The organism is [Mycoplasma] falconis (genome assembly GCF_006385795.1).
GTDB classification, from domain to species: domain Bacteria; phylum Bacillota_I; class Bacilli_A; order Mycoplasmatales; family Metamycoplasmataceae; genus Metamycoplasma; species Metamycoplasma falconis.
In genome coordinates this window covers 1-24,234 of the sequence record NZ_VFSS01000009.1, presented here as the reverse complement: position 1 = coordinate 24,234, position 24,234 = coordinate 1, and the positions used below count along the sequence as shown (strand labels likewise).

General features: G+C 27.5%; 24 protein-coding genes and 1 tRNA gene. 21 read left to right on the top strand and 4 right to left on the bottom strand.

The genetic code is table 4. From position 1 onward, the window contains the following. The coding region (locus FJO69_RS02535) for a type II restriction endonuclease (protein WP_277872284.1) at positions 1-426 on the bottom strand (426 nt) is incomplete at its 3' end. A gap of 309 nt (positions 427-735) precedes the next feature. Here FJO69_RS02535 and dcm point away from each other — a divergent pair. From dcm to FJO69_RS07425, 19 genes are all read left to right on the top strand, one after another. Further along, positions 736-1,917, top strand: coding sequence for a DNA (cytosine-5-)-methyltransferase (gene dcm / locus FJO69_RS02530; RefSeq protein WP_140781492.1), 1,182 nt, complete (start codon positions 736-738; stop codon positions 1,915-1,917). A 77-nt stretch (positions 1,918-1,994) separates the two neighbouring features. After that, a complete protein-coding gene (locus tag FJO69_RS07460; protein WP_140781491.1) occupies positions 1,995-3,218 on the top strand; it encodes a hypothetical protein in 1,224 nt (407 codons plus the stop codon). A 57-nt stretch (positions 3,219-3,275) separates the two neighbouring features. Continuing rightward, the gene (rsmD, locus tag FJO69_RS02520) at positions 3,276-3,821 is read left to right on the top strand and encodes a 16S rRNA (guanine(966)-N(2))-methyltransferase RsmD (protein WP_140781489.1); all 546 of its coding nucleotides are present in this window, start codon (positions 3,276-3,278) and stop codon (positions 3,819-3,821) included. 45 nt (positions 3,822-3,866) lie between these two features. Further along, entirely contained in the window at positions 3,867-4,490 is a 624-nt protein-coding gene (gmk, locus tag FJO69_RS02515; protein WP_140781488.1) for a guanylate kinase, read from the top strand. Positions 4,491-4,495: 5 nt separating this feature from the next. Then, positions 4,496-5,251 carry a PP2C family protein-serine/threonine phosphatase gene (locus FJO69_RS07455; RefSeq protein WP_140781486.1) on the top strand — a complete coding sequence of 252 codons (756 nt, stop codon included), beginning with the start codon at positions 4,496-4,498 and terminating at the stop codon, positions 5,249-5,251. Next, on the top strand, positions 5,241-6,260 hold the full coding sequence (locus FJO69_RS02505) for a serine/threonine-protein kinase (RefSeq protein ID WP_140781485.1): 1,020 nt from the start codon (positions 5,241-5,243) through the stop codon (positions 6,258-6,260). The genes FJO69_RS07455 and FJO69_RS02505 overlap by 11 nt, the downstream gene beginning before the upstream one ends. Continuing rightward, positions 6,260-7,114: a ribosome small subunit-dependent GTPase A gene (gene rsgA, locus FJO69_RS02500; RefSeq protein WP_140781484.1), complete on the top strand. Its 855-nt coding sequence runs from the start codon at positions 6,260-6,262 to the stop codon at positions 7,112-7,114. The genes FJO69_RS02505 and rsgA overlap by 1 nt, the downstream gene beginning before the upstream one ends. An 8-nt stretch (positions 7,115-7,122) precedes the next feature. Then, positions 7,123-7,785: a ribulose-phosphate 3-epimerase gene (locus tag FJO69_RS02495; RefSeq protein WP_140781482.1), complete on the top strand. Its 663-nt coding sequence runs from the start codon at positions 7,123-7,125 to the stop codon at positions 7,783-7,785. Between the two features lie 110 nt (positions 7,786-7,895). Then, on the top strand, positions 7,896-9,101 hold the full coding sequence (locus FJO69_RS07450) for a replication-associated recombination protein A (RefSeq protein WP_140781481.1): 1,206 nt from the start codon (positions 7,896-7,898) through the stop codon (positions 9,099-9,101). A gap of 3 nt (positions 9,102-9,104) precedes the next feature. After that, positions 9,105-10,049: a phenylalanine--tRNA ligase subunit alpha gene (gene pheS, locus FJO69_RS07445; protein WP_140781480.1), complete on the top strand. Its 945-nt coding sequence runs from the start codon at positions 9,105-9,107 to the stop codon at positions 10,047-10,049. Between the two features lie 9 nt (positions 10,050-10,058). Next, positions 10,059-12,227, top strand: a complete 2,169-nt coding sequence (locus tag FJO69_RS07440) for a phenylalanine--tRNA ligase subunit beta (RefSeq protein WP_140781478.1) — start codon at positions 10,059-10,061, stop codon at positions 12,225-12,227. 98 nt (positions 12,228-12,325) lie between these two features. After that, a complete protein-coding gene (gene recA, locus FJO69_RS02475; RefSeq protein ID WP_170177214.1) occupies positions 12,326-13,312 on the top strand; it encodes a recombinase RecA in 987 nt (328 codons plus the stop codon). A gap of 62 nt (positions 13,313-13,374) precedes the next feature. Further along, positions 13,375-14,181 (top strand): TIGR00282 family metallophosphoesterase, encoded by an 807-nt coding sequence (locus FJO69_RS02470; RefSeq protein WP_140781474.1) that lies wholly within the window; start codon positions 13,375-13,377, stop codon positions 14,179-14,181. Continuing rightward, the gene (locus FJO69_RS07435) at positions 14,181-14,636 is read left to right on the top strand and encodes a transcription antitermination factor NusB (protein ID WP_140781472.1); all 456 of its coding nucleotides are present in this window, start codon (positions 14,181-14,183) and stop codon (positions 14,634-14,636) included. The genes FJO69_RS02470 and FJO69_RS07435 overlap by 1 nt, the downstream gene beginning before the upstream one ends. After that, positions 14,614-15,369, top strand: a complete 756-nt coding sequence (locus tag FJO69_RS02460) for a TlyA family RNA methyltransferase (RefSeq protein WP_140781471.1) — start codon at positions 14,614-14,616, stop codon at positions 15,367-15,369. The genes FJO69_RS07435 and FJO69_RS02460 overlap by 23 nt, the downstream gene beginning before the upstream one ends. 9 nt (positions 15,370-15,378) lie before the next feature. Then, on the top strand, positions 15,379-16,566 hold the full coding sequence (locus FJO69_RS02455; protein WP_140781470.1) for an aminotransferase class V-fold PLP-dependent enzyme: 1,188 nt from the start codon (positions 15,379-15,381) through the stop codon (positions 16,564-16,566). Beyond that, entirely contained in the window at positions 16,544-16,981 is a 438-nt protein-coding gene (locus FJO69_RS07430) for an iron-sulfur cluster assembly scaffold protein (RefSeq protein ID WP_438817833.1), read from the top strand. Before FJO69_RS02455 ends, FJO69_RS07430 begins: the two co-directional genes overlap by 23 nt. Further along, complete coding sequence (locus FJO69_RS02445; protein WP_140781467.1) at positions 16,974-18,224, top strand: Y-family DNA polymerase; 1,251 nt, start codon at positions 16,974-16,976, stop codon at positions 18,222-18,224. The genes FJO69_RS07430 and FJO69_RS02445 overlap by 8 nt, the downstream gene beginning before the upstream one ends. Further along, positions 18,225-19,310 carry a nicotinate-nucleotide adenylyltransferase gene (locus FJO69_RS07425; protein ID WP_140781466.1) on the top strand — a complete coding sequence of 362 codons (1,086 nt, stop codon included), beginning with the start codon at positions 18,225-18,227 and terminating at the stop codon, positions 19,308-19,310. Between the two features lie 54 nt (positions 19,311-19,364). On the opposite strand, the gene FJO69_RS02435 is transcribed toward FJO69_RS07425, so the two are convergent. After that, positions 19,365-19,439, bottom strand: a tRNA-Arg gene (locus FJO69_RS02435). 302 nt (positions 19,440-19,741) lie between these two features. Here FJO69_RS02435 and lysS point away from each other — a divergent pair. Then, complete coding sequence (lysS, locus tag FJO69_RS02430; RefSeq protein WP_140781465.1) at positions 19,742-21,208, top strand: lysine--tRNA ligase; 1,467 nt, start codon at positions 19,742-19,744, stop codon at positions 21,206-21,208. 48 nt (positions 21,209-21,256) lie between these two features. On the opposite strand, the gene pyk is transcribed toward lysS, so the two are convergent. Next, a complete protein-coding gene (pyk, locus tag FJO69_RS02425) occupies positions 21,257-22,678 on the bottom strand; it encodes a pyruvate kinase (RefSeq protein ID WP_140781463.1) in 1,422 nt (473 codons plus the stop codon). Between the two features lie 221 nt (positions 22,679-22,899). Here pyk and FJO69_RS07420 point away from each other — a divergent pair, with 221 nt between their 5' ends. Next, the gene (locus FJO69_RS07420) at positions 22,900-24,087 is read left to right on the top strand and encodes a phosphopentomutase (RefSeq protein WP_140781461.1); all 1,188 of its coding nucleotides are present in this window, start codon (positions 22,900-22,902) and stop codon (positions 24,085-24,087) included. 47 nt (positions 24,088-24,134) lie between these two features. On the opposite strand, the gene FJO69_RS07690 is transcribed toward FJO69_RS07420, so the two are convergent. Next, on the bottom strand, positions 24,135-24,234 hold a 100-nt coding region (locus FJO69_RS07690), incomplete at its 5' end, for an IS3 family transposase (protein WP_368853734.1).

The window sequence follows — 24,234 nt, the reverse complement described above, 5'->3', positions numbered from 1 at the left end:
AATCAATTTATCACTTAATGAATCATCTAGTGTTATTATATGTTTTACACCAGTACGTTTCATCTCTTCAGGAACTTCTTGTCAACGCTCTCTTAAAGTTGTTTTAGCACTTATTAAAATAGTTTTGTCTTTGTCTTTAGCAAACTTTATTACATCAGGTAAAACAAAATCAACATTTTTACCTAATTTTTTATTCATAATTTGCTTTTTAACAATGTTAACTTGTGTTTGAAATTCTATTTCACAACCCATTAAAATAAATTGAACAATGGTTTCAAATTCTTTGCCAGCTCTGCTTCTGCGACATTGTGTATTAGACAAAGTCAGAGCGTATATATGCTCGGCAAATTCACTAGAAAAATAATAAATAGTTTCAAAAGGTGATAAATTCTTGATTTTTTCTTGATTTACTAAATTGCTTAGCATTAAAGTGGTAAATTGTTTTTCAAGAGGTACAAATTTTTCTCATGCATCTCTTCTGATTTGATTTAATATATTGCTTGCGTTTTCTAAAAAGAATTTTTTTGGTTTTTTATCATAATCATTTTTTACAAAACAGTTATAAACAAGTTAAAAAGCATTAGGAAAATGTTTTTCTCTTTCAATTTGAATCTGCTTTTTAAAATCTTCTAATTTAATACACATATTATTAATACCTTTATAAATGTTATAATTATGTTAAATAAAGGACAAACTGACCTTTTGTTAACACTTTAATGGAGATGTATATTTATAATGAACTATATTATAGCAAACATAACAAATGAAGAAAAAGCCAAACTAATAAAAGAAAAAAGAATTAGATTAAATATGAGTCAAAAGGAATTAGCAGACGCAATTGGTCTATCTAAATTTGGAGATAGAACTATTAGAAGATGAGAAAATGGTGAAACTATTCCCTCTAACCTTGAATTAAATGCTATTTTAAATTTTCCTGAGTATCACCCTTTTAAAAATAACGAAAATGCAAAATATAAGATGATAGACTTGTTTGCCGGAATTGGCGGTACAAGATTGGGCTTTCATTTAACGCGAAATGTTAAATCTGTTTTTTCAAGCGAAATTGATAAATTTGCTATAAAAACATACAAAGCAAATTTTGGTGATAAACCATTTGGAGATATTACCAAAATTCAAACATCAGACATATCAGAACATGATATTTTAGTTGGAGGGTTTCCTTGTCAAGCTTTTAGTCAAGCAGGAAAAAAACTGGGTTTTGAAGATACAAGAGGAACTTTGTTTTTTGAAATAGCTCGGATTTTAAAAGATAAACAACCTAAAGCTTTTTTATTAGAAAATGTCAAAAATTTAGTTTCTCATGATAAAGGTAAAACTTTTAAAGTGATATTAGAAACTTTAAATCAATTAGGTTATAAAGTTTATTATTCTTTATTTAAAGCTAGAGATTTTGGAGTTCCTCAAAACCGAGAAAGAATTTATATAATTGGGTTTAATAAATCAACAGTTAAAAATTTTGAAGAATTTATTTTACCTAGTCCAACTTTAAAAGAAACTAAAGTAGGATCTATTTTAGAAGAAAATGTAGATGATAAATATACTATTTCTGATTTATTATGGCAAGGTCATCAAAGAAGAAAACAGGAACATAAAATTAAAGGTAATGGCTTCGGTTATTCTTTATTTAATGCTAATAGTGAATATACCAATACGATTTCGGCAAGACATTATAAAGACGGCAGTGAAATATTAATAGAACAGAGAAACAAAAATCCAAGAAAAATAACTCCTAGAGAAGCGGCAAGATTGCAAGGTTTTCCAGAAGAATTCATTATTCCTGTAAGCGATACACAAGCTTATAAACAATTTGGTAATTCGGTTTGCGTGCCTGTTATTAATGCTATTGCTAAACAAATATTAAAAGTTTTAGATAAAAACGAAAAAAGCGATTCTTAATTAGCTTTCTCATTTTACATTTTTCTATTTTCATCTGATTACCCTTAAATATTAAAAATATATTAAAATAATATATTATGGAAAATGAAAAAGTTGAAACAGCTAAAAAAACAGTTAAACAAAAGCAATATTTTTTAACAAAAGATTCGGCGTTTTTATGAACGCTTTTAGCTTTATTTAACTTTTTCTTAATTGTTATTTCTTTTTTAAGAATTAAAGGTTTGTCTACCATTCATTTATATTCGGTAAACGTTTTATTCGGTTGTTTTTCTGTTGTATTTTATGTTTGAATGATATTGCTATGTGTTTTTAAAATTTTTAAAATAAATAAGACAAAGCAAAAAGGGGTTTTTAATTTTAGCTTAGGTCGGTTAGCAGTATTTTTTATAGCTATATCAATGTTTATAACAACAATTTATTACACTTTATATATTGTTAAAGACGATAAGATAGAATATACAACCAGAACATCTTTTAGTGTCATTTTTAATAAATGATTCGATTTATTTTCTGACAATAAAAACCCTGAAACAATTTATACTCCTTATGGATATACACCTGGAGTTTTATTCACTTTATTTTATGCCATTTGTGCTTTTACAGGTAAAACTTCTGGTGTAGCTATTGCATATGTGGTAAGTTTAATATTTATTTTTATTTCAATAGCTTTATTTTTCATTTCTGATAGTAAATTTAAATTATTAAGTCCATTTAAAAAAGTAAGACAAAATGCAAAAGCTGAGATAGAAAAACAAAGAAAAAAAGGTGTTAAGAAAAACTGAAATCAAGTTGATAATAAAAACGAAGAAGCAATTTTTATTAAACAAGAAAGCAAACCAAAATTAATTTTAGAAGTTAAAGAAAATACACAACAAGAAGAAATTGAAATTAAAACTGGTGAATTTGATTTTGGTTTTGAAAATGATAACGATTTAATAACAGTTCAGCAAGAAGAAGAACAACCTGCTCCTGAAAAAATTAATACCTCAGATTTAACTTTGCCTAAGTTAGAATTAGAAGAAGAAAAAGCAATAGAGAATATACCGGTTCAAATTGAGGAAGAATTTTTCGATTTTGAAGAAAAAGAAAAATCGGTTGAAAACGAGGAATTAGAGATTAATAATCAAAGTTTAGAAACAAGTGAAGATGAAATAGTCATTGGTAAAAATTCAACAAATAAACCTGTATTTAAACCTAATAATAAGCAAAATAATTCAACTCAAGAAATTGAAAAAATTATTGAAAAAAACAACAAGAAAAAATATTCTTTATTTTCAGATGAAGAAGACTTTTTCGACTAAATATAGCTTAGTGGCTATATTTTTTATTTATTGTTAAAATGGTTTAAAATTTTTAATATGTTAAGAATTATTGCCGGAAAATATAGATCAAGAAAAATAGAACAGCCTTCAAAAACTACGACTAGACCCACTGTAGATAGAGCAAGAGAAGCAATATTTTCATCTATACATTTTCAAATAAAAGATACAGAAGTTTTAGATTTATTTTCAGGTTCTGGGGCCTTTTGTTTAGAAGCTTTATCGCGTGGGGCTAAACATGCAACTTGTATTGAAAAAGATTCAAAAGCTTATAAAATAATTCAGTTAAATAAAGCTAGTTTAGGCGAAAAAAATCTTGATATTTATAATACAGATGCGTTATCTTTTTTAAATGAAATAACTAATCAAAAATATGACTTTATTTATCTTGATCCTCCTTTTAAAGACAAAGAATTATTGGTTAATTGTATAGATCTAATCGTCGACAAAAATATTCTTAATTTAAATGGCAAAATCATAATTGAAACAGATTGGGCTGACTTTAAATATGAGCGTAATAATTATGTAATTACAAAAAATAAAAAGTATGGTAAAATTTACTTCTACTACATAGAGTTACAATAAATTTATTCAACAATTTAATAAAAAACAATAATAAAAGGAGAAACTATGTCTAAAAAATTAATAATTTTTGCCGGACCTAGTGGTGTTGGAAAGGGAACAGTTGAAAAACCTTTATTTGACGATAAAAGTTTAAAACTAAAATTCTCAGTTTCAATGACAACCAGAAAACCAAGAGAAGGCGAAATTGATGGAGTACACTATTACTTCGTTTCAAAAGAAACATTTGATGCCTGTTTAGCGGATAATAAGCTAATTGAATACTCAATGCATTTTGATAATTATTACGGAACTTTATACTCAGAAATTAATCGTATTTGTGAACAAAACAAAATTCCATTTTTAGAAATTGAAACTAATGGGGCAAAACAAATTATTGATTACTATACTAAAAAAGGCTTACAAGATGAAATTTGTTCTATCTTCTTGATGCCTCCTTCATTTAAAGAATTAGAAAAAAGAATTGAAGGACGTAAAACTGAAAGCAATGAATTAATTGTAAAAAGATTAACCAAAGCCCAAGAAGAAATTACATATTCAACTTTATTCGAACATGTTGTTATTAACGACAATGTTGAAGAAACTGTAAATGAAATTAAAAATATAATTAAAAGCGAATTTGCAGAAGTGCTTAATGCATCAGAAGAAGCAAGTGAAGGCAGAAAGGCTTAATTTTAATGAATTTTTGTATTAAATCTGACGTAGGAAAAACGAGAATTGAAAACCAAGATCGAGCTGTTTTTACTGTTAAAAACAATTGTGCTTTAGCAGTTTTATGCGACGGTATGGGCGGACATTTTGGTGGTTCAGTTTGTGCAGATTTAGTATCAAAAAAACTAGAATCTAAATTTTTGGATTCATTTAATTTACATTTAGAACCAGAAAATAAAAACGCTATCGGTACCTGATTTGAAGGTATCGTTTTTAGTATTAAAAAAGAGTTAAATGAATTTGCAGAATTAAATACTCAATATAAAAATATGGGAACCACTTTAACGGCAGCAATTATTTATTTAGATTTAGGCGTTGCTTATGTTTTTAACATTGGAGATTCTAGAACTTATATTTATAACGGTTTATTACATTTAGTTACCAAAGATCAAAACAACTATAATCGTTTATTATCAATGAATGTACCCAGAGAAATAGCTAAAAATATTACTTCTTCACATATGCTAACTAGCAGCTTAGGTCCTAATATGTCTTATCAATTAGACATGTCTTATATTTCAGCTAAATCAGCAGCTAAATATTTTATTTTAACTAGCGACGGAATACATAACTATATTGAACAAAGTGTTTTAGAACTTATTGTTCAAAACAAGAAAATGTCTTTAGAACAAAAGTGTAATAAATTAATTAAAACAGCTTTAAGCAATAAATCAACCGATAATTTAACGGTTTTATTAGTGGAAGTGAATAATGGAAAATAAAGTAAAAGAAAGTTTAAAAGGTTATTCTAACGTTAATAAAAATTTTAAAGATTTTGTCTTAATTGGTGAAGGCGGATATGGAGCTGTTTATTCAGCTACCTTTATAAGAGATAATAAAAGATACGCTATTAAACTTTTAACTTGTAAAGACATTGCTAAAAAACAAATAACTTTAAAACGGTTTGAAAACGAGTGCAAACTTTTAAAGAAAATTAATAGTAATAACGTAGTTAAGATTAAAGGTCATTACATTTCTGAAAACGAATCTTATTACGCAATGGAATTAATTGAAGGTATCGGTTTAGCTAAGGTCATTGAAAGACATAAAAAATTAAATCCCGAAACAGCAGTATCTTATGCTAAGGATATTTGTCAAGGTTTAATCGATATTCACGATAACGGGATAATTCATCGCGATCTAAAACCATCAAACATTATTATTCAACATCATGATAATACTGCTAAATTAATTGATTTTGGAATTTCACTAGATGAAGAAAGTTTAAGAGTGACAGCTGCAAATAAAACAGTAGGATCAGTTAATTATTTAGCTCCAGAATTAATTAGTCGGAATAGGGGACCTTCTGTTCAAAGCGATATTTATGCTTTTGGAATAATTTTATTTGAAATGTTAGCAGGCTATCTTCCTTATCGTGGTTCTGATTTTAATGCTGTTATGTTGCTGCATTTAAATCAACCTCTTCCTGATTTACCAGATGTAAATGTTACAATACCACAACCTTTAGAAAATATTATTATTAAATGTTGTGCTAAAGACTTGACGCAAAGATATCAAGATTGTCATGAAATCTTAAAAGATTTACAAACTTGTTTAAAAACAGAAAGAGCTAATGAACCAAAATTAAATTTAAATCCAAATAAAGTAAAAGAAAGTTTAAAGAAAAAATTTAATTCTAAAGCTTTTGAGATAAGCTTTTTTAGCATTGTTGGTAGCCTTTTAATATTAGTTATAATTTTATTAGGATTATATTTAGGTGGTGTTATTTAATGAGAGTAGGAAAAATTGTTAAATCAGTTGCCGGATTTTATGATGTAAAAGATTTTGAAGATAAACAAACCTATCGTGTTAGAGGTAGTGGTAAACTTAGACTTTTAGATATGAAACCAATTGTTGGCGACAATGTTGAATTTGAACCTGGCGAATTTATTAACCGGATTTACGGAAGAACTAATTTTTTTATTAGACCCAAAATAGCTAACGTAGATCAAGCTATTGTTGTTATGTCATTAGTTGAACCTGAATTTAGTTCAATGTTGGTAGATAAGTTTTTAATTATTATTGAAAATAAAAACGTTGAACCAATTATTGTTTTAACTAAAAAAGATTTAACCAGTGAATCAAAAATTAATTTTTATAAAGAACAAGGGTACAAAGTTTTTGAAATTAATTATCAAGACCACACTGGTTTTGAAGGTCTTTCAGATATTTTTAGACACAAAACAAGTTTTTTTGTCGGACAAACCGGCGTGGGAAAAACAACTTTAATTAATTATTTAGCCAAAACCAATTTTGAAACTCAAGCTATTTCTAAATTTTTAAATCGCGGTAAACATACAACCCGTGAAGTTAGTTTAATTAACTTTAACGGCGGAGAAATTATTGATACACCTGGTTTTTCATCAATTGAATTCGATTTAACAGTTGATGAATTGCCAACTGCTTTTAAAATGTTTAGAGAAGCTTCCGTTAAGTGTAAATTTAGAAGTTGTAAACACTACATGGAATTAGAAGAAGATTGCGAAGTAAAAAGACTTGTAGCAAAAGGTGTTATTAAACAAGAGCGTTATGAAAATTACGTTAGTTTTTTAAAACGTTTAATTGAAAACAAACCTAAATATTAGGAGTAAAAATGGAAAATAAAAAAATAAGTCCATCAGTATTAGATGTACCGAAAGATAAACTTATTAGTTATGTTAATCAATTGGTTGATTGAGGTGTAACTAACGTTCACTATGACGTTATGGATAATAAATTTGTTCCTAATACTGCTTTAACTTTAGAGGAAATAAGTCAGGTTAAAAATAAATGTAAAAAACATGTGATGGACATTCATTTAATGGTTGAAAATATATTTTATTACTATGATTTATATAAAAATATTGGCGATATTTTAACTTTTCATTTAGAAGCGTTTAAAGATGTAAACGATCTTGTTAATCTGCTTGCAAAAGCTAAAATTGATAACGTCAAAATCGGTTTAGCAATTAAACCAGAAACTCCTGTTTTAAAATTAGTACCTTATTTAAACTTTATTTCCTTAGCTTTAGTAATGAGTGTTAATCCAGGTTTCGGGGGGCAAAAGTTCATACAAAGTTCTTACGATAAAATTCAAGAACTTAAAAAAGAACTAAAAAATAATAATGCTTCTGAGGTTATTATTCAAGTAGATGGTGGTGTTAATCAAGATAATATTAGATATTGCTTTGATGCTGGTGTTAACTTATCTGTTGTTGGTTCTTACTTGGTTAAAAACTTTTCAGAACAAACAATTTACGATTTATTAAATAAATAACTAAGTTTTAAAGCTTAGTTTTTTTATATCTTAAATTTGCTTTATTTTAAGAATTATTTTTAAAAAGAGTTAACAAGCTAAAAAAACTTATACTTTATAATATATAAAGTATGAAATCGAACCTAGCAAATTTAGCTCGTCCTAAGCGTTTAAAAGATTTTATTTGTGATAAATATCAACGCTACTTATTTGAAGAAATAATTCAAAATAATGATTTAAGATCTTTTATTTTTTATGGCACACCGGGTGTTGGAAAAACTACTATTGCTTATATTTTGGCAGAAGAATTAGGTGTATCTTATGGCTATTTTAATGCTGCTACTAGTGATAAAAAAGAATTAGTTTATTTATTAGATACTTGCACAATATTAATAATTGATGAAGTACATAGATTAAACAAAGATAAACAAGATATTTTATTACCCTTTTTAGAAAATGATAAGATTACCGTTTATGCAACCACTACTGAAAATCCTTATCATAAATTAAATCCAGCTTTAAGATCAAGATGTTCGATTATAAACTTACAAAAACCTGATAGTGAAACAATAGCTAAACGTTTAAAAGAAATAAGTTTAGAAAATAATTACAATATTCACGATGATAAGATTTTTGATTTTATAGCTAAACAAGCTAGTGGTGATTTCAGAAGTTCAATCAATAATTTAGAATTAGTTGGTATTCTTTCGACTAAAAAAGAAATTGAATTAAGCGAACTTAAAAAGATAATGCCATCAGTTCAATTTATGTCAGATCAAAATGGCGATGCACATTATGATTATTTAAGTGCTTTTCATAAATCGCTGCGCGGAAGTGATGTTGATGCTGCTTTATACTGAGGTTTTTTAATTATTAAATCCGGCGACTTTGATGGTTTATTTAGAAGAATGATTTGTGCTGCTTACGAAGATGTTGGAATGGCTAAACCAAGTTTACCCGTTGAAGTACATACAGCTATTTTATCTTTTGAAAGATTGGGTATGCCAGAAGGATATTTACCAATTGCTAATGCAATAATTAATATTTGTTTATCACCTAAATCCAATTCAGCTTATTTAGCGGCTCAAAAAGTAATGTCAACCTTAGATCAAGGTGGCATTTATGAGGTACCTAAACATTTAAAAGATGCACACTATAAATCGGCAGCTAAATTGGGTAATGGTATCGGTTATCTTTATCCTCATAATTATAAAAATCACTACATTAAACAAAGATATTTACCTTTTGCTCTTGGTGAAGAAACTTTTTATGAACCTCAAAATCTTGGTTATGAAAAAAAGATCAATGAATATTTAGAACAATTAAAAAAGGAGTAAATTATGGAATTCAAATTAGAATCAATTAATACATTTGAAGATTTGAAATTAGCTAAAAATAAATTTGCTAATTCAGATGAACTTTTAAATCTTATGGCTGAACTTAAATCAGCCCCAAAAGAAGAAAAAGCTGAAATTGGTAAAAAAATTCAAAGTTTAAAAGCCCAAGCTGAGGAATTTTTCGAAAAAGCTAAAAACAGAATTAACGAATTAGAAATTAATAAAATTATTAACCAACAATATCAAGATTACGCTACACCAGTTAATAATGAAGGTTATATTCATCCTATTAATTTAGTTTCACAAAGATTTAGAGAGTGATTAGTTTCTAATGGTTATTTTGAATGTCAAGAATCTGAAATTGAAAACGATACATACAACTTTGAAAGACTAAACATTCCTAAATCTCATCCTGCTAGAGATATGCAAGATTCTTTATATTTAGTTGAAAATAAATTATTAAGAACTCATAATACTGGTATTTCAGCTCGTGCTTTAGAAAAATATGCTAATAAAGAATTTTCACAATTTGCAATTGGTAAGGTTTATCGTAATGATGAAGAAGATAGAACCCACACCCATCAATTTACTCAATTAGATTTTGTTTCAGTTGGAAATCATTCATTTGGTACGTTGATTTATACTTTAACTGAACTTTTATCTTATGTTTTGGAAGAAAGAGTACAAGTAAGATTAAGACCTTCATATTTCCCATTTACTGAACCATCTGTCGAAGTAGATATCTTTTTTAAAAATAGATGAATAGAAGTTTTAGGAGCCGGTATGGTGCATGAAAACGTGCTTAAAATGGCTGGTTATACTAATAACATGAATGCTATAGCAGCTGGTGTTGGTATTGAAAGAATAACAATGATTAAATACGGCATCGAAGACATTAGAGAGCTTTATACTAACGATCAAAGATTTTTAAAACAATTTAAAAACTAAGGAGAGACAATGATTTTTTCATATAAACAATTATGTAGATTAGCTCATATTAATGTTCCGGTTGAAGAAGTGGTAAAAGCAATTAATTCAATTGGTTTTGAAGTTGAAGAATATAAAAAATTCAGCGACGTTGAAGGTATTAAATTTTGTCATGTTTTAAAAGCTTATAAAAACCCTAATGCTGATCGTTTAACAGTTTGTGAAATTGAATTTGGAAATGGTGAAAAATCAGTTATTCAAACCACCGCAACCAATATGGCAGACGATCAATATGTTATGGCATTTGTACCAGGGGCTAGAAGCGGAAAAATGGTTTTTGCTCCAAGAACAATGCAAGGCATTGTTTCAAACGGGATGTTTGTTGGATTAGGCGAATTAGGTTTTAACGTCGACGTTTTACCCGAAGAAGATAAAGATGGTATTTTCCAAGTTGGTCCAATTGATTTAAACTTAGATCCAATTGATTATTTTGATTTAGATGATTATTTAATCGATGTTTCAATTTTATCTAACAGAGCAGATGCTAACTGTTATTTAATCTTTGCAAGAGAATTAGCCGCTTATTTTAATTCTTATGTAGATGAGCTGTCAAAAGCTAAACCTAATTTATTATCAGATATTAAAATCACTAGCTTAAAAGAAACTAACGCTTTTACTTTAATTGAAACTAAAAATGATAATTTAGGGTTATCTAAAAAAGAACAAATGTTGCTTTGAAAACACGATATAAAAACATTTAATAATGCAGTTGATTTAACTAATTGAGTTTTATTATTTGCTGGCGTTCCTTGTCATGTTTACGACAAAGACGAAATGAAATCTAACGAGTTTTCAACCGATTTAAGTTCTGATAAAGTAAATATTTTAGGTAATAAAGAAGTTCAATTAGATAATAACTTAGTTGTTAAAAACGGCGAGGATATTGTTTCTGTTGCAGCAACAATTGGATTAGAAAATAAACAATTTAATTCTAAAAGTTTAACAGCTATTTTTGAGTTAGCTTCATTTAATTTAAAAGAAGTTAGACGTTCAGCTAAACAAGTTAAACTTAATACAAATTCTTCTAATCGAGCTTCAAAAGAAATTAGTAATGGTGAACTATTAATGGCTTATGACTTTTTAGCTTCTTATTTAAATAATTATTCAGAGCAAATTAATGCTCCTAAACAAGCTAAAAAATCAATTTTAATTGACTATAAATATTTAGTTAAATATGCCGGTTTTTCAATTAATAAAACTAAAAGATTTAATGAAGTAATTAAGAAGTTAGAAATTTTAGGTTTTAAATTTAAAAAAGATTTAAGTAGCGTAAGTTTTCCAACTTATCGTTATGATCTTAAAAACATGCAAGATTTTGTGGAAGAAGTATTTAGATTTTATGGCTATGATAAATTTCCATCAAAAGCACCTAAAATTACTAGATTAATAAATACTGAAAATATAGAACCTAAATTTAATTTAATTATGTCTAACAAAGGTTATTTCAATGTTAGAACATACACTTTAATTAAACCTGAGGACAACATTTTTAATCCGTTTAATTTACAAGAAAAATTAAATGCTAACGATTCTAAAAATTACGATCATAGCCAAATTAGACATTCCCTAATCAGCTCTCTAGCTAACGTTTTAATTCATAATCAAAAACAAGGTATGACAAACGGATCATATTTTGAAATTGGAATGATAAACGATCAAATGAACGTTTTAGGTTTAACTTCAACTATTAAATCATTTGAACAAATTAAAGCCAATCTTGTTTCTCTAACTAACAAACAATTAGAGTTTAAAAAGTCAGAAACAGCAGAATTTCACCCAAATGTTTCAACAGACATTTATATTGATGGTGAAAAAGTTGGTTATATTGCCAAGATTAATCCAAAAATTTTAAATATTGATGCTATTTTTGCAGAAATTTTATTAGATAAATTAACCAATAAACCAGTTCAATATAAAGACTATAAACATGCTCCACTAAAAAGTAGAGATGTTACATTTACCTTATCTAAGTTTGAATCAATTGATGACAAAATTCAAGCTATTAACAAATTAAAAGGTATTTATCAAGTTAATGTTATCGATGTTTATCAAAAAGACGAAGATACTAAAAATGTGACTGTTTCAGTTATTTTAGAAGAATGAGCAACTAAGAAATTTGATCAAGATTTTAATAAGTAATTTCACTATTTTTTCACAACATGTTGATATTTATTAATATTAAATATTTAAATTAATGTGGAGGGAATGTGAAAGAAGATAAAACAAAAAATAATAAATTAGAAGATAGTAATAAATTATTAGACGATCTTTTTAAAGAAATTCAAAAGAAATTTGGCGACGAATCAATCATGATATTAGGAGAAAAACCTAATATGTTGACCGAAACTTTTAGTTCAGGTTCTATAGCGATTGATAATGCTTTAGTAATTGGCGGTTGACCAAAAGGTAGAATTATTGAAATTTTTGGACCTGAAAGCAGTGGTAAAACTACAATTGCCTTACATGCAATTGCCGAAGTACAAAAAAAAGGTGGATTGGCGGCATTTATAGATGCCGAACATTCAATCGACCCAATTTATGCAAGTAATTTAGGTGTAGATATAAATAATTTAATTCTATCTCAACCCGATTCTGGCGAACAAGCAATGGAAATTGTCGATAGCTTAGCTAAATCAGGAATGATAGATTTAATAGTCGTTGATTCGGTTGCGGCTTTAGTTCCAGAGGCAGAGCTAGCGGGTGAAATGAAAGATCAATTAATCGGAGCTCAGCCACGTTTAATGTCTAAGGCTTTAAGAAAAATTACCGGATCTTTATCTAAAAATAAAACTGCAATTATTTTTATTAATCAAATTAGAGAAAAAATTGGTGTAATTTTCGGTAATCCAGAAACAACACCAGGTGGGAAGGCTTTAAAATTCTACTCTTCAATTAGATTAGAAGTAAGAAAAGTTCAAAACCTAACTAATAACGGCGATATTACTGGTAATCAAGTTAAATGTAAAGTAGTTAAAAACAAGTTAGCTCCGCCTTATAAAACAGCTCAAATTGAGATTATTTTTTCAAAAGGAATTTCAAAAGTTAGCGAAATTATTAATTTGGCAGAACAATTAAATATTTTGTCTAGAAAAGGTGCTTGATATAGCTATGAAGGGCAAAACATTGCCCAAGGCAACGCAAACTTACAAATTCTGTTAAATTCAAATCTTGATTTATATAATGAGATAAAAAACAAAGTTTTAGACAAATTAAATACAAAATAAAATAGTTAAAATGAATGTTAAATTCATGCTAACTATTTTTTTATTATTATAATAATAAAGATATGAAAAAAGAAGACCTAAATATTTTATTTTTAGGTGACATATTCGGTACCCCTGGTATCAGATTTGTAGAATCAGAATTACCTAAATTAATTAAAGAATATAACATTGATTTTGTTATAGCACAAGCCGAAAACGTTTCGGGTAGAAAGGGTTTTGAACCTAAGGATTATCGTCGTTTAAAAAGAGTAGGAGTTAATGCTTTTACCTTAGGAAACCACGTTTGAGCTAAAAGCTCAATTCATGAAATTATTAATAATAACGATTTAATAAGACCAGCAAACGTCAATGAGGAATATGAGGGATCTGGAATTAGAATTTTCGAAGTTGAAGGTAATAAAATTGCCATTATGTCTTTTATGGGAATTTCATTTAATCCGCTTTTAGATCCATGAAAACAAGAAGTTGCTAATAACTTTTTTGATAAGTTTGACGAATTATATGAAAACAATAAAGCAGATTATTATGTTATTGATTTCCATGCTGAAACAACGTCAGAAAAATCAGTTTTTTCTCTTTATGTAGACGGTAAAGTTGATGCACTATTTGGAACTCACACACACGTTCAAACTAACGATGCTCATATTTTACCTAACGGAACTTATTTTACAACCGACGCCGGTATGTGTGGTCCTGTTGATTGTGCTATTGGTTCAGACTTTGAAGGTGTATATCAAAAGATGAGATACGGGGCAATGTCTGCTTTTAAAGTTTCTAAGAATAAATGTCAGCTAAACGGAATAGTATTTACTTTAACTAAAAACTCTGCTAATAAAAAAATTAAGTTAATTAACATCAAGGAGCAATAATGTCAGAAGAACTAAAACAAAATATTGAAAATCAATCTGATAAAAAAATGAATAAGCAAAAAGCTGAATTTTTGATTAAAAAATTTAATGCTAGATTTTCAATTATTAAATATATTTATCAGGCTGAATTATTTGAAAAAAATATTGATGTTAATGAAATTTTTGAAAATGAATTTTTAGATAAATGACAAATAGGTACTTTAAACAATATTGCTTCAAAATACGATGCTTTAACTAAATTAGCACAGAAATTTTTGAATGAAGATTGAGATTGAAATCGGATTTCACCTTTAACAAGAGCAATTATTATTTATGGTGAATATGAAATATTAATTAATAATCCTAAAGTTGTTATTAATGAAATGATTAATATGGCTAAAATTTATATTCCAAATAATGATTATAAAATTGTTAATAAAGTATTAGACGCTTATGCAAAACAAATTAAAAAATAAGAAAATAACGCTTGATTTAATAGTTGCTTCAATTAGAAATATTGACATTAAATTAGCACAAGCTTTAATTAGAGAGGGTAAAGTAATTGTCAATGGAGACAAGGTTATTTTACCTTCTCTTAAATTTAATTTAGAGACTATAAAAATTGATTTTGTTGGGTTAGATAAACAATATGTTTCTCGTGGTGCTTATAAACTTTTAGAAGCCATCCAATTATTTAATATTGATTTAAAAAATAAAGTCTGTTTAGATATTGGCTCATCAACCGGCGGTTTTGTGCAAGTTATGTTAGAAGCTGAAGCAAATAAAGTATATGCCGTAGATTCGGGCACTAATCAGCTAGATTATTCTTTAAGAATTAACGAAAAAGTTAAAGTATATGAGCAGACTAATTTAAAGAATCTTCAATTAGACATGTTTGATGAAAAAATTGATTTTGTGTCTTGTGATGTTTCTTTTATTAGTTTAAAACACGTTTTTGAAGTGTGTTCTAAAATTTTAGAAAATCATGTGAAAATTATGGCTTTAATTAAACCTCAATTTGAAGCTTCTTCCAAATATGTTGAAGAAGGTGGCTACGTCGATCCTGTTCATCACGAATATATTATTAATAAAGTTGTAAATTTTGCTAATGTTTTCGGTTTTAAAATGAAATCAATAGCATTAAGCCCAATAAAAGGTGAAAAATCTAAAAATATTGAATATATATCATTATTTGAAAAAATAAAATAAGGAGTTATTATGCATAAAATATCTGAATTTAAAAAAATGTTTCCAATGTTTAAAAACAATCCGGACATTATTTATTTCGATAATGCAGCTCTTACTTTTAAACCTTATTCAGTTATTGAAGAAGGCAATAATTTTTATGAAAAATATTCAATATCAACTAGAACTGCCGATTCTAAATTAGGAGTTGAGGTAGCTCAAAAAATATCATCAGCCAGAAAAGAAATTGCTTCATTAGTAGAAGCTAAAGAAAGTGAATTTATTTTTACCTCAGGTACTACTGAAAGTTTAAACCAAGCAGCAATGATGCTAAGATCAATTGCTAAACCGGGGAAAATTTTACTTTCTTATTTTAATCATAGTTCCAACATGGTACCTTGATTTGAAAATTATGACAAATCACTATTTAAATTTATATTTTGTAAATCACAAGAAGATTTCTTAAATAATATTGACGATGAAACTTCAATAGTTTCTTTATCGCAAGTAACAAATAATTACAACGAAATTTACGACATTAAAGCAATATATGAAAAATGTCAAAAACATAATGTAATATTAGTTAATGATGCAGCACAAGCAATAGTGCATGAACCTGTTTCAATTAATAATTCTGATGTTATAACTTTTTCTTCTAATAAATTATTTGGACCTACCGGTATGGGTGGACTAGTCATAAAAGAAGATTTAATTAATAAATTATCTCCCAAAAAATTTGGTGGCGGACAAGTTCAAAACATTCAAGAAGGATGTGTATGAGCAGCTAGAAAAACTGTTTTTAGATTTGAACCTGGTACACCAAATTTAGCTGGTATTTTTCAATTTAAGGCAGCAGCAGAATTTTTAAATAAAATTAGTTATAGTAAAATTCAATCTATCGAAAAAGAAGTTGCTGATTATTTATATGATAAATTAGCTGCTCTAGAGAATGTTTCTATCGCTTCTAATAAAGGAGATCATGTTGTTTTATTTAATGTTAACGGCATACCAGCACAAGACATCGCTTCTTATTTAGGTCACAAAAATATTTATGTAAGATCAGGTGAATTTTGTGCTTATCGGGTTAAAGATGTAGAAAATTTTGCTTCTTCTTACGTTCGAGTTTCTATTTCAATTTATAACGATAAAAATGACGTCGATGTTTTGATTAATACATTAAAACAAGGATTGGAAAGAGGTGATTTTCTTGGCTTCTTATAATAATCAAGATAAGCAAAAAATTATTTTTTCTGCTTATATGACACCTAAATACAAGGTTAATGATTTGGTAGATTTTGATATAACTGAACATTCACAAGTTTGTGTAGACGATTTAAAAATAAAAACAAATTGAGAAGATAATAAATTAATTGAAGCTAAATATCAAGCCAGTGGATGTGCTATATTTTTAGCTTCTGTTGATATTATGATTAATAGTCTAATTAATAAATCTAAAACAGAAATTAATAAAATTTTAGATTTATATTTTTCTATGATAAATTTAGACAATATTTTACAAGAAGATAAAAACTCATTAGGTGAGTTGCAAGTTTTTGAAAATGTTAAAGTACATTTAAATAGATTAGAATGTGCTTCAATTATTTATCGTGCAATGAAAAGAGTTGTCAATGGATAAAGTAATTTTTCACATTGATATGGACTCTTTTTTTGTTAGCTGCGAACGTAAAAATAATCCATCTTTAAAAAATAAACCGGTTGTTATAGCAACTAATTTTAAAAGATCTATTATTACAGCAGCTTCTTATGAAGTTAAAAATAAAGGGTTTAAAGTAGGAGAACCATTGTATTTGGTTAAAGATAAAATTCCTGATTTAGTTTTTATAGGGCCTCATATGGAACTTTATTCTTTGATATCACATCAAGTTTTCGATTACATTAAAAAAACTTATTGTCAAAAAATACAAGTATATTCAATTGATGAATGTTATTTAGATGTAAGTGAAGAAATTTATAAGTATGGTTCAGCTTTAAACATGGCTAAAACAATTCAACAAGACATTTTAAATACGTTTGATTTACCTTGTTCTATTGGCGTTTCTTATAGTAAATTTTTAGCTAAAATGTCAACAAATAAAGCAAAGCCTTTCGGCATATTACAAACTAAAAAAGAAGACATTGAAAAGAATTTTTATAATTTACCAGTCGATAAAATTTTTGGCGTTGGTAGATCAACTGCACCAAAATTGCATAAAGCTAATATACACACATATAAAGATTTAATTAATATTGATAATGAATTATTTTTGCGTAAAATTTTTACTAAAAATTACAAAGTTTTTATTAATCAATTAAAGGGCAATAATATTGAAGAAAATCAACACCAAATTAATACAAAAAGTATTAGTAATTCGATGACTTTTATGGATAAAGATAGTAATGACATTAATTTTATAATTGATAAATTGGCTGATATATCTTTAAACATTTCACTAAGAGCTAAAGACTTAAATGTAGCGGGTAACAATATTTCTTTTTTAATTAGAAATACTAATAAACAATGATTTTCATTTCAAAAAAAATTAAATCATTACACCGATAACGTTGAAGTTATTTATAAAAATGTTTTAGCTTTATTTAAAAGTAATTTTGAAGGTCAAATGGTAAGAGGTTTAGGAATAAGACTTTCTAATTTAATAAGTAAGTTCGATGTGCCTAAACAAATAGACTTATTAGAATCTGATTTTGAAAATAAATCTAACAAGAGAATACTAATAGATGAATTAAATATTAAATTTGGTGATAACGTTTTAAAAACAGGGGCAGAACTTTTAAAAGAACATAACGTTGGCACAAATAATATAAAATTTTTAAGACAAACACATATAACCAAGCCTAAAAAAATCAAGTTAGGAGATTAAATGAAAATAGCTATTTTTGGAGGGTCATTTAACCCGATTCATAAAGGTCATATTAAAGTTGCTTTAGATGCCGTTAATGAGCTTAATTTAGATAAATTATATTTTGTACCAGCTAATGCTAATCCGTTTAAAAAAGATATGAAATACGTTGAAAATAAACATCGTATTCAAATGATTAGAGACGTTATTCAATCTTATGATAAATTAGATATTAGTGAATTTGAAACTAATCGTGGCGGCGTTTCCTATACCATTGATACTGTTAAATACTTTAAACACAAATTTCCTAATGATGAAATTTATTTATTAATTGGTTTAGACAATGTTAATAAATTAAATAAATGAAAAAATATTGAAGAAATATCTAAGTTAGTGCAAATTACGATTTTTAATCGTAAAGCTAATTTTTCAAAAATTAATATTAAAAAATTTAGTTGCATTAGACTTCATAATCCTAACTACGATTATTCCTCAACTAAATATCGTAAAGGCGATTTAAGTCAAGTAGAAAAAGTTACACAAGAATACATTGGAGAAAACTTTTTATATTTTGAAGAAATAGCCAGAAATAACTTATCTATTGAAAGGTTTAAACATTTAAAATTTACAGCTGAATTTGCGGCCTTATTAGCTAAAAACAATAATTATTCAATTAAAGATGCTTATCAAGCTGGTTATATGCATGATATTACCAAAGAATGAGATCAAGAAAAAGCTTATAAGTTTTTAAGCAGATATGGGTTTAATAAAGAAAATTTACCTGCTTATAAACTACATCAAACCACCGCTTATTATTGATTAAAAAATAATTATTTATATCCAAAACAAGAAGTTTTAGAGGCTATTAAAATTCATACTTCAATGTCATTAGATATGAATGAATTAGACAAAATATTGTTTATTGCTGACAAAATATGTGAAGGCAGAAAATGAACTGGTGTGCAAAAATTAAGAAGTCTAGCTTTAGAAAATTTAGACGAAGGTCTTAAAGCGGTTGTTAAGTCTTGCGTTTTTGATTTAAATGAAAGAAAAGGTGTAACTTTTACACCTGATCAACTAGAAATTTATAAAAAATGATTAAATTAATTTTTAAGAAAGCTAGCTAATATTGCTAGTTTTTATTTTAAAAAAATAAAAAAATGGCGATCACAACAGGGATTGAACCTGTGACCTCAAGCTTAGGAGGCTTGCGCTCTTCCACTGAGCTATGTGACCGTTTTAATTTACTTTTATTATTTTACCGTTTTATTTTTTATAGTTTTAATTTGTCTAACTAAAATCATAAAAAATAACAAAAAATAAATATAATATTAACAATATTTTTGAAAAAGGAGGTCGCCCATAATGCAAAATTTAAGTTTAAATTATTTAGCTAATGTTCGGAAGAGCAAGGGGAGATTTCCTTTGTTTATTTTTGCATAATTATTTTTTTGGAAATCAAATCCCCTTATCGTTTATTATGTTTAACAACATAATAATTTTTATTAATTATAATTTATCTTATAAAAGGAAAAAATATGGAAAGAAAATTTACAGAACAAGAACAAGTTAGAAGAGAAAAAATTGCTACATTAGAAAGTAAAAATTTAAGAGCTTTTAATTCAACTATTAAACCAACTACTTCTTCAAGATTAATTGTTGAAGAATATGCAAAATTAAGCCGTGAAGAAATCGAAGCTAAAAACGTTAATGTTGTTTTTAATGGTAGAGTTTTAACTCAACGTGGACCATTTATTGTTTTACAAGATAGATATGGTAACATGCAAGTTTACGTTGATAAAAAAATCTTAGATGAAAATTCATTAGAAACTTTAAAACAATTAGACTTAGGAGATATTATTTCTGTTGAAGGATTAGTATCAAAAACCCATACTGAAGCATTAATGATTAAAGCTAAAAGTTTAACTTTATTAACCAAAGCTTTAAAACCCTTACCAGACAAATATCACGGATTAGTTGATCCTGAAGAAAGAAGACGTCACAGATACGTTGATACTATTGTTAATGAAGAATCAAGAAAAACATTTGTTTTAAGAACCCAAATCTTAAAAGGTATTAGAGAATATTTTGATAATTTGGATTATATGGAAGTTGACACTCCGGTTTTACACCCTATTTTAGGAGGAGCTGCTGCTAAACCATTTATTACATTTTATAATGCTTTAAACCGTAATTTCTATTTAAGAATTGCAACCGAATTACCACTTAAAAAATGTTTAGTAGGTGGTTTTGAAAGAGTTTACGAAATCGGAAGAATTTTTAGAAACGAAGGCGTGGATACCACTCATAATCCTGAATTTACTTCAATCGAATTTTATGAAGCTTATTCAGATATGTGAGGTATGATGGAAAGAACTGAAGGTGTTTTCAAACATCTAACCAACAAATTAGGTATTAATAAAGTTGTATTTAACGGCATGGAAATTGAATTTAAATATCCATTTAATAAAATTAATATGGTTGATGCCGTTAGTGAAAAAGTTGGCGTTGATGTTAGAACCTTAAACGACGAACAAGCTTTAGAATTAGCTAAAAAACATGGTATTAAAGTTGAAAAATACTTCAAATTAGGACACGTAATTAATGAATTATTTGAAAAATATGTCGAAGAAACCTTAGTACAACCTACATTTGTTTACGGACACCCAATTGAAATTTCTCCTTTAGCTTTTAAAGATTTAGAAGATCCAAGATTTACTCAAAGAGCTGAACTATTTATTGGAACAAAAGAATTTGCTAATATGTTTACCGAATTAAATGATCCAATCGATCAATTAGAAAGATTTGAATCTCAATTAGATGAAAGAGAAAACGGAAACGAAGAAGCAAATGAAATTGATTGAGACTTTGTTAACGCTTTAGAATATGGTATGCCTCCTGCTGGAGGTTGTGGAATTGGAATTGACCGTTTAGTTATGTTATTAACTCAAAATGATTCAATTAGAGACATCCTTTTATTCCCTCAATTAAAAGAAATTAAATAATAATTAAAACCGAGATAAATTTCTCGGTTTTCGTTTTAATTATAAATTTTAGAATTCGTGAGTTGTAATGTTTAAGCTATCAACAACGATGAATTTGTCACCTTTTTTAATACCGTAGTTTTCTAATACTTTACGTCCAGCGGCGTGGTTGTTTTTAATTAAACCTCTAATTGCTTCTGAATGTTTTTCACAAAATACAGAAGAAGTTATACCAAAACTTCAAACCAATTTATCAGATGAAACAACACCAATAATAAATGAGTTAGGACGATATTTAGCAACTTCTTTTAAAAGTTTTCCGGTATGGCTTAATACAATAGCAAATTTGTATTCACCTTTTTGTAATAGTTTCGCCACTTCATAAGCGATTACCATTCTTGAAGTCGGATGGTCGGCAACTTTTTCAATTTGTTTATTGTAGAACATTTCGTTGTAATATTCTTTTTCTGCTCTTTTGGCAATTTTAGACATTGTTCTAACAGCTTCAACTGGATATTTACCACTAGCGGTTTCACCAGATAACATAGTTGCATCTGCTCCTAATTCAACAGCATAATAAACGTCGGTAACTTCGGCTCTTGTAGGTAAAGGAGAATTTTCCATTGAGTCTAACATCTGAGTAGCGACAATAACTTCTTTACCTGATAAACGACATTTTCTAATAATTTTCTTTTCATAGTAAGGAACGTCATAGTATGGAATTTCTAAACCTAAATCCCCTCTGGCAATCATAATACCGTCTGATGCTTCGATGATTTCATCAATATTATTAATTGCTGTTTGTGATTCAATTTTAGAAATAATTTGAATGTGTTCTCCGCCGTTAGCATTTAAAATTTCTCTTACTTCTTTAACATTTTTAGCTGAGTTAACAAATGAAGCGGCAATATAATCAACTTTATATTTAGCTCCTCAGGTTATATCGTTTATATCTTTTGGTGATAAAAATGGTAAGCTAAAATCTACACCCGGAATATTAACTCTTTTGTTTGTTTTTAAATAGTGAGAATTAATAGTTTTAACTTTTATTTCAGTAGGTCTTACTTCTTCAACAACGGTTACCAATTTTCCATCATCTAAAAGAATTTTATTTCCTTCTTTAACATCTAAATCCATTCTATATGAAACAGAAATAGTGTTTTCATCTCCGACCATATTTTTATATGAATTTTCATCAGTTTTAATAGTTAAGATATGATTTGCAGGAATTAAAACTTTATCATCAAGCATTTTACCAATTCTAATTTCAGGTCCTTTGGTATCTAACATTAATGAAATAGGACGATCAAGTTCGCGTGAAATTTGACGAGTTAATTCAAATTTGTGAACATGTAAATCTGGATTTCCGTGAGAGAAGTTAGCTCTAATAGTTGTAACTCCATTTTCAATTAATTTTTTTAAAGTTTCATAATTATCAGATGCTGGTCCAATAGTAGCAACAATTTTAGTTTTTTGTTGATTAAATTTCATCTTGTCTCCTAATATTCTTGAATATTTATTTAAATATACATTTAAATTATAAACTGGTTAATATTGATATTAAAAATTTGCCTAGTTAATCACGATAACAAAACATTAAAAAAGCTTAAAATGCAATTTAGAGTAAAATTAAATATGTAAATATAAGCCTTGCTTTTATTTATCTTAATATTGCATTTTATTATTTATAGTTTAAAAATAAAGGAGTTTATATGCCAAAATTTAGTCGTGTTTTCTTTATAGTTACAGACGGATTAGGTATTGGTCCTGAACCAAGACAAGCAGAATTTGGAGACAAAGGAGCAAACTCAATTTTACATGCTTCGCAAGCATTACCACTTGAAATTCCTACTTGAAGAAAATTAGGCATTACCGAAGTGGCAGAAGTGGCCGGTCATAATGCTAGAAACAAAAAACCATTAGCATATGTAGGTAAAATTCATGAAATGTCAAACGGTAAAGACACTTTAACCGGACATTGAGAAATGATGGGAATTTATACCGAAGTTCCTAATCCACAATTTACTGAAAAAGGTTTTCCTGATGATTTGGTGGCTGAACTTTCAAAAGCTTTTGATGGTAGAAAAATTATTGGAAATAGAAATGCTTCTGGAACAGTGATTTTAGCGGAATTAGGTCATCAACATATGGAAAAAGGAGATATGATAATTTATACTTCTCCTGATTCAACTTTACAAATCATTGGTGATGAAAAAACTTTAGGAGTTGAAAAACTTACTGAATATGCTAAAAGAGCAAGAAAAATTTGTTCTTCAAAACCAGAATGAAATGTAGCTAGAGTTATTTCTAGACCATTCGTTTATGAAGATGGTAAATTTACAAGAACTTTCAATCGTCATGACTTTGCTAATAAACCAACTGGGCATATTATTTTAGAAGATTTACAAAAAGCTGGTGTCGAAGTTATTGGTGTTGGAAAAATTAACGATATTTTTACTGGTGTTGGCATTGATAAGGTTTATGGTCCAGCTTCAGATGATGAAAATATGGATATTGCAATTGATATTGCAGCCAGTAATTCAAAAAATCAATTTATTTTTGTTAACTTAGTTCAATTTGATAGTCATTATGGACATCGTGAAAATCCAATTGGATATAGTGAAAACATTTCAAGATTAGACATTAAATTAACTAAATTAATTAATACAATGAAATCTGATGACCTATTAATCATGACATCAGATCACGGCAATGATCCAACTATGGGACCAGACCATACTCGTGAAGCTTTACCATTAACTGTATTTTCTAAATCATTTACTAAACCAAAAGTTTTAGGGGTTTTAAAAGGTTTAGGTACAGCAGGAAATATTGTAGCTCGTAATTTCGGAGTTCCAACTGTTAAAACTGGTGAAGATATTTTTAATGAATTAGTTTAATTATTAAATACACATTAATTTAAACTTGGACACTTTTTGTGGACAGTTTATAAATATGAATAAACATCTCAACATTGTTGGGGTGTTTTTCAATTTAAATTTGATTGTAATCTTTCGTTGTTATATCATTCTATATAAGATTTAATT